Here is a 12,474-nt window from a genome sequence, read left to right as displayed (position 1 = left end):
ATGGCCAGGAGTCACCGTTTATTTGAGCTAATGCAAGTGCTGCGCCGGCATCGTAGAACGGTGTCGGGTCAGACACTTGCGCTGGAGTTGGGCGTTTCATTACGCACCATACGTCGCGATGTGGTGACCTTGCAGGGGATGGGCGCCGACATCGAGGGTGAGCCCGGCTTAGGTTATATTTTGAAACCTGGCTTTCTGTTACCCCCGCTTGCATTTACAGAAGAAGAAATTCAGGCACTTGTAGTCGGTGCCCAGTGGGTCAGTCGTCAGACTGACGATAAATTTGCCTTCGCGGTGAAGAACGCGCTGGCCAAAATTGACGCCGTGTTGCCTCTGGATATGCGTCACACCTTTGACGACGAAACGTTCTACGTGGGCGCCCACTCGAACCTTTCCAGTTCAATCGACCTGAGTGAAATCCGATTCGCATTACGTGACCAGCGCAAACTGCTTATCACCTTGTCAATTCCCCACGCACCTGCAGATAAACAAATTGTCTGGCCGATCATGCTGGGCTTTATTGACGCAAAGCGCTTCCTGTCGGCGTGGTGTGAAGCAGACAACCGGTTTCGCGTGATTGCTATGGACGACATCGCAAAACTGGAAGTGCTTGCCGAGCGCTACAGTCGTCCCCGGCGCCAACTTATTAAGGAATGGCGGGCTCATGAGGTCTTGCCTTGTAACGGCTCTGGCGAGGTGTGCTGATCGGAGGAACAACCAACGTCGGATGATGCGCCTCAGACGAAAATCACCAGGCGCGCGTTGCGCGAACCTTCGACTTAGACACAGCGGTTTTGATTCTTTCTGCGAAGGCATCGTAGATCGCATCCTGAACGTAGATACGGTTGGCACAGACGCAGGACTGGCCGTTGTTGCGATCCTTCCACTGCGGCGTCTAGGTCGGCATCATGGAAGATTATGAGCGGGGCGTTCCCGCCTAGCTCGAGGGATACCTTCCTTATGTCCTTGGCACATTGCGCCATAAGCTGACGACTAACCTCCGTTGAACCGGTGGAGAACAGTTTGCGTGCGATCCCCACCTTGTTGGTTATGAACGAAACGCCGGTTTTGTCGATGAGCTGCGCAGACGCACTGAATACCAGCCACTGCCATACTGCAGTGCGGCAGAGAATCACCATTCGTGATCGCTCGCACACCCCATGTGGATGGGGGGCAACTGGGGGCACAATTCGTTTATTTCAGGCTAAAACTACCGTCCTAGAGCCCTGTCAAAATGTTCTTTGGCGACCCTGAGAGTTTTTAGGTTTCGTCGGGCAGGCTGTTTAGCTGATCATTTCTGCTTTTCCACAAACCATGGAGCGCCATTCACTTCCAGTGGATTGCTACATTGGGGGCACGAACCGGCAATAATCCGATCCGTTCATTATTCATGACGGGTGTTCTGTTTGATCGCAGGGCTAAGGCGTGCTGCCTGGTCTCGATCCGCTGCTGTCCTTCGATACTGCCCACTGTCCGAGGATCTTTAACGACCAACCGAAGCGGTCGGCTTTGTCGCGTGTTAGCGCCAACTAGCGAACAAAGGTGCGGTTAATCTATTTGCCGCACCATCGCGTACCTCTGAAACCGTTAATACCCAAACAATGACTTGTTCTCCAGGTATTCTTCAAACCCCAACTCGCCCCACTCCCGCCCATTACCCGACTGCTTGTAGCCTCCAAACGGCGCTGCCTGGTCGGCCCGGGCGCCGTTGAGATGGACCATGCCGGTGCGCAATTGCCGCGCAACCCTTCGGCTGCGTTCAAGACTGGCTGAGGTGACGTAGCCTGACAAGCCATAAGGGCTGTCGTTCGCGATGGCTATCGCCTCGGCTTCGCTGTCGTACGGTATGATCGCCAGGACCGGGCCGAAGATTTCTTCCCGCGCCACGAGCATGTCCGGGGTGACGTCGGCAAATACCGTAGGTTGCACGTAGTACCCGCGCTCAATCCCCCGTGGTCGTCCCAGTCCTCCGGCGATCAATCGCGAACCCTCGGCGATGGCCTGAACGATCATGGCCTGAACCCGTTCAAATTGCAGGGCGTTCGCCACAGGGCCGATGGCGCAGGTCGGCTGACTGTCGTCGAAACACACCTGCGCCAGCACTTCCCGGACGATATCAATCACAGCCTGTTGCTGCGCGCGCGGTACGAGCAGGCGTGTCGGCGCATTGCACGACTGGCCGCTGTTACGGATGCACGCCTGTAACCCGTGACGCACCGCGCTAGGCAGATAGGCGTCGTCGAGCAGAATATTCGCGGATTTGCCGCCCAGCTCCTGGGACACACGCTTGACTGTATCGGCCGCCGCCTTGGCCACTGCGATGCCGGCGCGGGTCGAGCCGGTAAACGACACCATATCCACCTCGGCATGGCTGGCCAGCGCAGCGCCAACCACCGGCCCATTACCGTTGACCAGGTTGAACACCCCCTTCGGCACCCCGGCCTCATGCAGGATTTGCGCGACGATATGCGCCGACAACGGCGCACACTCACTTGGCTTGAGTACGACGGTGCAGCCCACCGCCAGGGCGGGTGCGAGCTTGCAGGTGAGTTGATTGAGTGGCCAGTTCCAAGGGGTAATCAGGGCGCACACGCCGATAGGCTCACGCGCCACTAGCGTCTGGCCCATGCGGCGTTCGAAGCGGTAATCGCGTAGCACTTCCAGCGCCTGCACCAGATGGCCCAGGCCTGCCGGCACATGTGCGCTGCGGGCCAGGGACAGCGGCGCGCCCATTTCCAGGTGAACCGCTTCTACCAGCGCTTCGCTGTGGAGTTTGTAGGCCTGGATAATGCGTTGCAGCAGGTCGACACGCGCCTCAAGCGAACTCGCTGCAAACCCGGCAAACGCTTGCCTGGCCGCGCCGACTGCGCGGTCCACATCGTGGCTGTCGCCAAGGGTGATGCGCGCAACTACCTGCTCGGTGGACGGATTTACCACGGGCTCAATGGCCGTGCCGTGAGGCTTGACCCAGGCACCGTCAATGTAGAACTCAAACAGATCCGACATACCTTGGACTCCCTTCAGGCGACGTGTTTCAGGGCACGCGCCAGGGTTTCGAACACCTGGGCGATCTCCTGCGGGCTGATGACCAGCGGCGGCGAAATCACAATGGTGTCACCCGAACCGCGCACCAGCACGCCGTTGTCGAAGCACCACTGCGCAACCTCGCTGCCACGCGCACCGGGGAAACCTGGGCGCGGCTCGAGCTCCACCGCGCAGAGCAAACCAATCGCGCGTACGTCCAGCACCGCGCCGATGCCTTGCAGCGCGAGTGCGGTCGACTGCCACAGCCCACTCACCGCGTTGACGTGCTGGTTGATGCCCAATTCACGATGCACCTCCAGGGTCGCCAACCCGGCCGCACACGCCAGTGGGTGCGCGGAATAGGTGTAGCCGTGCATCAGTTCGATGACATTCTGCGGCCCGGCCATGAACGCTTCATACACCGCGCCACTGACCAGCACGCCACCCATGGGCACGGCGCCGTTGGTCAGGCCCTTGGCGGTGGTGATCAGGTCTGGCAGCACGCCGAAGGCTTGCGCGGCAAAGGGCGCGCCGACGCGGCCAAAACCGGTGATTACCTCGTCGAAAATCAACAGCACGCCGTGCCGTGTGCAAATCTCGCGCAAGCATTGCAAATAGCCTTGGGGCGGCGCATAAACCCCGCCGGAGCCGGTCACCGGCTCGACAATCACCGCGGCCACGGTGCTCGGGTCCTGGATATCCAGCAGTTGTGTCAGCGCATCAGCGTAACTGGCGCCCTGCTGCGGCTGCCCAACGCTGAAACGCATGCCCGCGTCATAGGGCAATGGCAGGTGCGAGACCTCCCCCAGCAGCGGGCCAAAGTCACGTTTCTGGCGACCGATACCGGATACCGACAGCCCACCGAAGCCCATGCCATGGTAGCCTTTGGCACGCCCGATAAATTTGGTCCGGCGGCAATCACCACGCGCCTGGTGATACGCCCGCGCGATCTTCAACGCAGTATCCACCGCTTCAGATCCGGAGTTGGTGAAGAACACCTGCTCCATACCGGCGGGGCTGATGTCGATCAGGCGCTCGGCCATTTCCAGGGCCTGGGGATGGCTCATCTTGAACGACGAGACAAAGTCCAGGCGCCCCGCCGCTTCGCGAATGGCTTCGACTATTTTCGGCTGGCCATGCCCGGCGTTCACGCACCACAGCCCCGCCATTGCGTCGAGTACGCGGCGCCCATCGGTGGTGGTGTAGTGCATACCGTCGGCGCTGGCGAACATCATCGGTTGTTGCTGGAACTGGCGCATCGGGGTAAATGGCGCCCAGAACGCGCCGCGCGCGGAAACTGAAGGGTTGGAAAAATCGTTCATGGCGACTCCTGCAAAGCGATGGTTGGATGGCCGGCCAGCGTGGGGCGCTGCAACGGGCCTGCGTTTACGTTGACGCTGCGGTCCACGTACAAGGTGCCGTGTTCGATACGGCAGGTGACCCGATCACAAAACGCCGTCTCGACAAACTGCCAAGTCATGCTCAACACCCGGTCTTCGGTCCAGCGCGCCTGCGCCACCACGGGGGTGAGTTCCGGCTGGTATTGGTGATGCAGATAGTGGCCGGTCATGCTGGTCTGGGTTTCGATGCCGGCGCTCAACCCGGCACGGATGCAATGGGTGCCACGGGGGTCGGTGAGGTAAAAGTCACAATACTCAGGCCCGAACTCCAGACGCACTTCGCTGACCTGGTCTTCGTTGGCCTGCATGGCAAACGTAGTGCTGAATTCAGCCTGGCGCGGCGAGCTCGCGGCGCCAGACATGACTGGCCGTTGTTGATGGGCCAGCAGCGCCGCCAGCGCGGCATCCTCCGAGCCTTCGCTGGGTACGTCCAGCGCCGGCAAAAGATGCTCCCAGAGCAGGCTGTGCAAGCGCCGCTCGCCCAGGGCGAGTCCCGCGGTAAACGCAATCACCGCGTTATGGCGCGGTAGCACAATGCACTGCTGGCCAAACACGCCGGAGGCGTAATACCCACCGTGCAGGGTCATCCACCACTGGTAGCCGTAGCCTTCGCGGCGCGTGACAGCCGCGCCGCTCGACTCGTCGCGACTCAGGTAGCGCTTGCCATCGAAGGCGCCCATCCATACATCATCGACGTGCCCACGGGTCGCTTCGGCCACCCATTCCCGGGACAGCAATTGCTGCCCCTGCCAATTGCCGTGTTGCAAGTGCAACACGCCGAATTTGAGCAAGTCTTCGGTGCGGCAACTGAGGCCATTGCCACCGGTGTTGAAACCGCCAGGAGCCAGGTCCCACTCGATGGGGCCCATGCCCATGGGTTGGAAGATACGTGCGTTGCACAGCTCGAACGCCGTCTGGCCGCTGACTACGCTGACAATCGCCGAGAGCATGAAGCTCGACGCACTGCTATAGATAAACCGGTGCCCTGGCGGGTCTTCGACCGGCTCATTGAGGAACAACCGCACCCAACTGTCACTGCGTCCGCGCCAGGCACCACCAGAAATGCCCTGGCGATGGCCGGTGCGCATGGTCAGCAAATCCCGCACGGTCATGGCCGCCAGGTTGGCGCTGATGGATGCCGGGCAATCTGCGGCAAAAAAATCCACCACCTTGGCGTCCAGCGACAGCACGCCGTCATCCACCAATAGCCCGACGGCCATGGACACCCAGCTTTTTGTCGCCGAATGCTGGACATGCAGGCGTTCGGCGCAATAAGGCGCCCAAAACGCTTCGGCTACCACCGCGCCATCGCGGTACAGCATGAAGCTGTGCAACTCCAGGTCCGCAGCGTTCACCGCTTCGATGAAATCACTTACGCCACGCGCCGATACGCGTTGTTGACTGGGCAGTGCCCGTCGCAACGGCAAACTCGTCATCTGATGTATCCCCTCTTTCCACTGCTTGGGCGTGCAACAGGCTGTTCCTGTTGCACGCCATTACCGCTACCAGAGCGCCACGGTGTAGCCCAGGATCACTCTGTTTTCGTTGGTGTCACGGGCGAAGTTGCTCGTCGCGCTGGCGTTCTGCCAACGCAGCGAGACATCCTTGAACGTGCCGCTCTGCACCACATAGCCGAGGCTCAAGTCCCTCTCCCACTCGCGTCCTTCGCCGTTGAAGCCGATGACCTTGGCGTTGTCGCCCTTGGCATAACGCGTCGAGAACAGCAGGCCCGGAATGCCCAGCGAGGCGAAGTCATAGTCATAGCGGGCATGCCACACGCGCTCGCCGGTTTGGGAGAAGTTGGCCAGTTGATACTCGGTGAACAGGTAGGTGTTGGTGCCGTCCACATAGGTGAACGGCGTCGAGCCGTACTGTTCCTGGTAACCGCCGCTGAGGTTGTGGCCGTAGAGGCCATAGCCGATGCGCGTACTCAACGCCCGGTTATCCACCTTGCCGGCCAGGCCTGCAGCGTCTTCACTGGCGCTGAAATAGCGGATATCGGTCTTGAACGTACCTGGGCCCAACTTAAAGCTGTTTTTCAAGCCCAGGTAATGCTGTTGGTACAGGCTTTCCAGTTGCGCGAACTGGTAGGTCACAAAGGTCGTCGGCGTGAGTGCGTACTCGCCGCCGGCGTAGCGGAACTCATCGCTCTTGGCGCTGCTTTTGTAGGCGCCGTACTGGCTGGTAAGCCCCATATCCTCGTAGTGGGTTGAGTCGCGCTGCTTGACCTGGTCCAGTTGGCCGGCGGTCAGTGTCAGCCTGTCGATGTCCTTGGAGGTCACTGCGGTACCGCTGAAACTCTGTGGGAACAGGCGGCTCAGGTTCGGCTGCAGCGTCGGCAGGTCAGGCACCATGTAACCCACGTGCAACTCGCTTTTGGCCAGGCGCGCCTTGCCGGTGAGGCCCAGTTTTGAGTAGTTGTCATGGGCGCGGCGGGCGTAGCTGGGGGAGCCTGGCTCGGCCATGCTGGAGCGTGCCAGCAGCCCGGTGCCGGAGTTGTCCGGGCTCGAATCGAGCTTGATGCCCAACATACCCACCGCGTCCAGGCCAAAACCCACCGTGCCGTCGGTAAAGCCCGACTCGAGTTTGAGGATAAAACCCTGCGCCCATTCGGCACGTTTGTTCTGCCCGCTGGACTCGCGGTAGTCGCGGTTGAAGTAGTAGTTCTTCAACTCCAGCGCCGCTTTGCTGTCGGCGACGAAGTCGGCCTGGGCAAACAAGGGCATGAAACCGGCGCTCATGACGCTGGCACTGGCGACAACTCGGTTGATGCGGTTATTCATGTGTAGGTTCCTGGCAGACAGGTTGAGTGGGGTTGTTTTTGTTTTCTTCGGCCATGGCTTCGCCCGCTTCGCAAATCGTCGATTAGCGAAGGGCTGGGTTTAATGCCGTGGCCTGGGGTGCAGCAGTACCTAAATCACGCTGGCACGGAGGCGGTAACTGCCGTCCGCACGTTTCTCCAAGGGGCTGGCCGCGGCGAGTAGCCGACGGGTGTAAGGGTGTTGTGGGGCGTCGAAAATCGTGTCACGCGGGCCCATTTCGACCACCTCGCCCTGGTTCATCACCGCCACACGGTGGGCGATGCGTTCCACCGCCGAGAGATCGTGGGAAATGAACAGGCAGGCAAAGCCGTATTGGCGTTGCAAGCGCTCGAACAGTTCGAGGATCTGCTTCTGGATGGTCATGTCCAGTGCCGAAATCGGCTCGTCGGCAATCACCAGCTTGGGCCGGCGCACCAACGCCCGGCCAATCGCCACGCGCTGGCGCTGACCACCGGAGAGTTGATGGGCAAAACGCTCGCGAAACTGTTCGGGCAAGCCCACGTCGACCAGGGTGTCGGTGACCCGCTGGCGCTTTTGCGCAGCCGTCAGGGCGGGTTCGTGGCGCAGCGGTTCGGCGAGAATCTGGCCGACAGTCATGCGCGGGTCGAGGGACGAATACGGGTCCTGGAAGATCATCTGGCATTGCAAGCGATGTGCCCGGTTGGCGGCTTTGAGGATATCCACGCCCTGGAACAGGATTGCCCCGGCACAGGGGTTGACCAAGCCGACGACCGCACGCCCTAGGGTAGTCTTGCCCGAACCGCTGCCACCAACCAGGGCCAGGGTCTCGCCCGGCGCGATACTCAGGCTCACCGAGTGCACCACGCGCTTGGGCAAGCTGCGCCCCCAGAAGCTGCGCGGCCCCGGGTGTTCAATACACACATCCCGGACCTGCAACAACGCGCTGTCGGCCGCCGGCACTGGCACCAGTTCCCCGCGCCGTGGCAGCGCTTCGAGCAATTGCCGGGTGTATTCGGCCTTGGGGGCAAAGAGGATGTCTTCGATACGGCCCTGCTCTATCGCCTTGCCCGAGCGCATCACCACGACTTTGTGGGCATAACGCGCCACCAAAGACAGATCGTGGCTGATAAACAGAATCGCGGTGCCCTGCTCGCGGGTCAGTTCCAGCATCAACTCGATCACGTCCAGTTGCGCCAGGCAATCCAGGGCCGTGGTGGGTTCGTCGGCAATCAGCAGCGCCGGGCGCAGCAGCATCACCGAGGCCAGCATGATGCGTTGGCGCATGCCACCGGAGAATTGGTGCGGGTAGGATGCCAGGCACTTTTCGGCGTCCTTGATGCCGATGCGTTGCAGCATGGCGATGCAGCGCTCACGGATCGTCGCCGCATCCAGCGTGGTATGCAGTTTGAGTGCCTCGCTCATCTGCCGGCCGATGGTCAGCGCGGGGTTGAGCGAGACCATTGGCTCCTGGAACACCATGCCGATCCGTGCGCCACGCACTTCACGCATGGCCTTGGCATTGCTGCTGTCCAGGGCCTGGCCCTGGAAGATGATGCGCCCACCGCACACCTGCATCGGTGCTGGCAGCAAGCCAATGGCAGCGCGCGCGGCCATGGTCTTGCCGCTGCCCGACTCGCCCACCAGTGCGACGATCTCGCCGGGGGCCATGGTGAAGCTGAAGTCATCGACGGCCAGCGGACCGTCCACGCCGACGCGAATCTGTAGATTTTCAACGGCCAGCAAAGGCACGGGTACGCTCATGCTCATTTCCTCATGCGCGGGTCGAGACGATCACGCAAGGCATCGCCGAACAGATTGATAGCCAGCAACGTCAGGCTGATAAAGATGCCCGGGAAGATCCCCAACCACGGCGCGTTCGAGATATAGGTGCGGCTCGCCGAGAGCATGCTGCCCCAGGTCGCGGCCGGTGGTGGCACGCCAAGGCCGAGGAAGCTCAGCGCGCTCTCCGAGAGCAACGCCCAGCCGAACATGCTGGTGGCCAGCACACACAACGGCGCGAGGCAGTTGGGCGTGATGTGGCGGAACATGGTGTACAGCTCGGAGTTGCCGATCACCCGCGACGCCTCGATAAACTCCAGCTCACGCAATGACAGCACACTGCCGCGCACCACCCGCACCACCGAAGGCGTGTAGGCAATGCCCAGGGCGAGCACGATGCCGTACTGGCTGGCCCCGATAATCGCCATGATGCCCAGGGCCATGAGGATGCCGGGGAACGCGAGCAGCGCATCGTTGAGCATCATCAGGATGCGGTCGGTCCAGCCGCGCAGGTAACCGGCGAGCATGCCGATCAGCGTGCCGCAGACCACCGCCACACTCACCGACAGCAGGCTGATCCACAGGCTGGTGCGCGCACCGATGATCAAGCGGCTGAACACATCCCGGCCAAATTCATCGGTGCCCAGCCAGTGCACCGCATTCGGTGCGTGCAGGCGCGAGAGCAGGTCGAGCTTGAGCGGGTCGTATGGCGTCCACACCACGCCGAGCAAGGCCAACAACACCAGGGCTGCGAGCAAGCCGCCGCCAATCAGCGCATTCAGCGGCGGGTAGCGTCGGCGTCGACGCGGCGGGATCGCCGCTACGCCGGGCAAGGCAGGCGTCTTCAAGTTCATAGCTTCACCCTTGGATCGAACAGCGGATACAGCAGATCCACCAACAGGTTGACCAACACATAGATGCAGGTGATCAGCAACAGACAGCCCTGCAACACCGGGTAGTCGCGGGAGAAGATCGCGTCAACCATCAGCCGGCCGATACCGGGCAAGGTGAACACGGTTTCCAGCACCGCAATGCCGCCGAGCAGGTTGCCGAGGATCAGGCCGATCAGGGTCCAGGTCGGTGCGAAGGCATTGCGCAGGGCGTGTTTCCACAGCACCGCGCCCTCCGACAAGCCCTTGGCCCGGGCATGGGCGATATATTCCAGGCGCAACACTTCAATGGTGCTGGCCCGTGCCATTCGGGCGATGGCGCCGAACTCAACCAGAGTCAGGGTCACGATTGGCAGCACCACATAAGTCAGCGCTTTCATCGGGTCGCTGCCAAAGCCGACGTAGCCGATCACCGGCAGCCAGCCCAGCTGGATACCGAACACGTAGAGCAGCAACAAGCCCAACCAGAAGCTCGGCACCGACAGCAACAGCGTCGCCGTCACCACCAGGCCCAGGTCCATCGCGCTGTTTTGCTTCCAGGCCGCGAGCAGACCCACCGGCACCGCCAGCAGGGTTGCCAACAGCACCGCCACCAGCACCACCGTGGCGCTGACGCTGAAGCGCTCCACCAGCAAATCCAAAACCGGCTGGCGGCTGCTGATGGACACCCCGAGGTCGCCACTGAGCACTGACTTTATCCAGATCAGGTACTGGGTCAGCACCGAGTGGTCCAGCCCCAGGCTGCTGCGCATATCGGCCAGGCTTTGCGGGTCGGCCATGTCGCCGAGCATCAGCAAGGCCGGGTCGCCGGGGATCAGGCGGATCAAGGCAAACACAATCACCGAGATCAGCAACAGGGTCGGCACCGCCATGCCGAGCCTGTGTGAGATGAATCGAAACATAGCGCTACGCCTTACTTGGAAGTGTCGGCCAGCTTCACGCCCCACAGGCGCGGCTTGGCAACAGGCCAGGAACGATAACCCTCGACACGCTTACCCATGACGCCGATGGCAGTGCCGTTGTAGATGACCACCATCGGTACATCCTTGAGCATCAGCGTGTGCAGTTGGTCGAACAGGGGCCGGCGCTTGGCGGGATCCACTTCGCGCTGGGCCTCACGCAGGATCGCCAGGGCCTCGGGGTTATCCCAGACTTTGCGCGGTTCCTTGTCCTTGTCGCCGATCACCGATTCGTAGCTTTGCGCCGCATCGAAACGTCCCGAATAGGAGAACGACATCATCTGGTAGCTACCGGTCTGGTAACGCTCCAACTGTGTACCCCACTCCAGGGTTTCCATCTCGATATTCAGCCCTGTCGCCTGGGCCATGGCCTGGCTGAGCAAACCCAGGTCGAACATCTGCGGGTAGCGTTTGTTGACCAGCATGCGGATTTTTTCACCGCGGTAGCCGGCCTCCTTCAACAGGCGCCGGGCCTCGTCAAGGTTGTAGCTATAACCCTGGTGCGCGGTGCTGTCGTAGTACGGACTCGCAGTGGGAATGATTGAGTTGTTGACCACCGACAAGCCGTCGGACAACGCCGCGACCATCTGCGAGTAATCCAGGGATAACGCCACCGCACGGCGGATGCGCACATCCTTGAGCAACGGGTCGCGGGTCTGGAAAAGCAGGCCGCTGATGGTCATGATCGGGCTGACCTGGACCTGCAGATTCTTTACCTGCTTGAGTTGCGCAGCGTCCATCGCCGTGACATCCGGCAGCAGGTCCACGCCACCCGACAGCAACGCGGCCTTGGCCGAGGCGGAATCGGGGATCACTTCAAACCGCACCTTGTCGACAAACGCCTGCTTGTTGCCGGTGTAGCCGTCCGCCGTGGCCTCGGCCCGTGGGCTGTAGTCCTTGAAACGCTCCAGCTCGACGTACTGGCCCTTCTGCCATTTGCCCAGGGTGAACGGCCCGGTGCCAATCGGTGCGCGCCAACTGCCATCGGCAGCCAGGGAGTCCGGGTGCAGGATGCCGCTGCCGGCACAATCCGGGCGAGCCATGGCGGCGAGGAACAAGCCGTTGGCCTGGTCCAGGGTGAACACCACGGTGTTTGCGTCGGGGGCGGCGACATCGACGATCTTGGCCGCACCGCGCCCATCGAACTCCGCCAGGCAACGCCACTGGGTCTTGGGGTCGAGGTAACGCTGCCAAGTCCATTGCACGTCCTTGGCGGTCAGCAACTGGCCATTCTGGAAGTGCACGCCGTCGCGCAGGGTAAAGGTGTAGCGCAGGCCATCCGGCGACACGGCGACCGCACTGGCGAGCATCGGCGCGACGCTGGTGTTTTCGCGGTACGCCACAAGGCCTTCGACGATATGCATCATTACCGCATCGGTATTGTCATCACGGTTGACGCCCGGGTCGGTGCTGCGGATATCACCGTTGAGGCCAACGCTGATGACCTTGTCTTGGGCGACGGCCATGGAAAACGTGCACGCCGATAGCGCGACGGCCAGTGCCGTCTTTACGTAATTGTTCACGGGAGAAAGACTCCTTGAAGAAATGTTCCGGTCGTTGGCGTGGGCCAAGGCAGGACCGGCATCAGAATGAGTGAATCCTTGGTTATTGTTATACGGCCTGTTCTGAGTGCAGCGTG

9 protein-coding genes and 1 pseudogene are annotated in these 12,474 nt (G+C 61.5%); 1 reads left to right on the top strand and 9 read right to left on the bottom strand.

Annotated features, from left to right (window positions below; all coding sequences use genetic code 11):
- Positions 1-705, top strand: coding sequence for a YafY family protein (locus QYQ93_RS14060; protein WP_338474813.1), 705 nt, complete (start codon positions 1-3; stop codon positions 703-705).
- Positions 706-769: 64 nt separating this feature from the next.
- Here QYQ93_RS14060 and QYQ93_RS14055 read toward each other — a convergent pair.
- The 9 genes and pseudogenes from QYQ93_RS14055 to QYQ93_RS14015 all read right to left on the bottom strand — a co-directional run.
- Positions 770-1,034, bottom strand: a pseudogene (locus QYQ93_RS14055) (aldehyde dehydrogenase family protein); the annotation flags it as partial.
- Positions 1,035-1,587: 553 nt separating this feature from the next.
- Positions 1,588-3,006, bottom strand: coding sequence for an aldehyde dehydrogenase family protein (locus QYQ93_RS14050; protein WP_338474812.1), 1,419 nt, complete (start codon positions 3,004-3,006; stop codon positions 1,588-1,590).
- Between the two features lie 14 nt (positions 3,007-3,020).
- Complete coding sequence (locus tag QYQ93_RS14045; protein ID WP_338474811.1) at positions 3,021-4,346, bottom strand: aminotransferase class III-fold pyridoxal phosphate-dependent enzyme; 1,326 nt, start codon at positions 4,344-4,346, stop codon at positions 3,021-3,023.
- Positions 4,343-5,860 (bottom strand): serine hydrolase, encoded by a 1,518-nt coding sequence (locus QYQ93_RS14040; protein ID WP_338474810.1) that lies wholly within the window; start codon positions 5,858-5,860, stop codon positions 4,343-4,345. Before QYQ93_RS14040 ends, QYQ93_RS14045 begins: the two co-directional genes overlap by 4 nt.
- Positions 5,861-5,926: 66 nt before the next feature.
- Positions 5,927-7,207 carry an OprD family porin gene (locus QYQ93_RS14035; protein ID WP_338474809.1) on the bottom strand — a complete coding sequence of 427 codons (1,281 nt, stop codon included), beginning with the start codon at positions 7,205-7,207 and terminating at the stop codon, positions 5,927-5,929.
- 129 nt (positions 7,208-7,336) lie between these two features.
- Positions 7,337-8,968, bottom strand: a complete 1,632-nt coding sequence (locus QYQ93_RS14030; RefSeq protein ID WP_338474808.1) for an ABC transporter ATP-binding protein — start codon at positions 8,966-8,968, stop codon at positions 7,337-7,339.
- A 2-nt stretch (positions 8,969-8,970) separates the two neighbouring features.
- On the bottom strand, positions 8,971-9,840 hold the full coding sequence (locus QYQ93_RS14025) for an ABC transporter permease (RefSeq protein WP_338474807.1): 870 nt from the start codon (positions 9,838-9,840) through the stop codon (positions 8,971-8,973).
- Positions 9,837-10,778 (bottom strand): ABC transporter permease, encoded by a 942-nt coding sequence (locus tag QYQ93_RS14020; protein WP_338474806.1) that lies wholly within the window; start codon positions 10,776-10,778, stop codon positions 9,837-9,839. The genes QYQ93_RS14025 and QYQ93_RS14020 overlap by 4 nt, the downstream gene beginning before the upstream one ends.
- Before the next feature lie 11 nt (positions 10,779-10,789).
- Positions 10,790-12,358 (bottom strand): ABC transporter substrate-binding protein, encoded by a 1,569-nt coding sequence (locus QYQ93_RS14015; RefSeq protein ID WP_043049432.1) that lies wholly within the window; start codon positions 12,356-12,358, stop codon positions 10,790-10,792.
- Positions 12,359-12,474 lie beyond the last annotated feature (116 nt).

Source organism: Pseudomonas khavaziana (assembly GCF_036704165.1).
Classification (GTDB): Bacteria; Pseudomonadota; Gammaproteobacteria; order Pseudomonadales; family Pseudomonadaceae; genus Aquipseudomonas; species Aquipseudomonas khavaziana.
The sequence above is the reverse complement of the archived record's forward strand: the minus strand, read 5'-3'. Positions and strand labels throughout refer to the sequence as shown.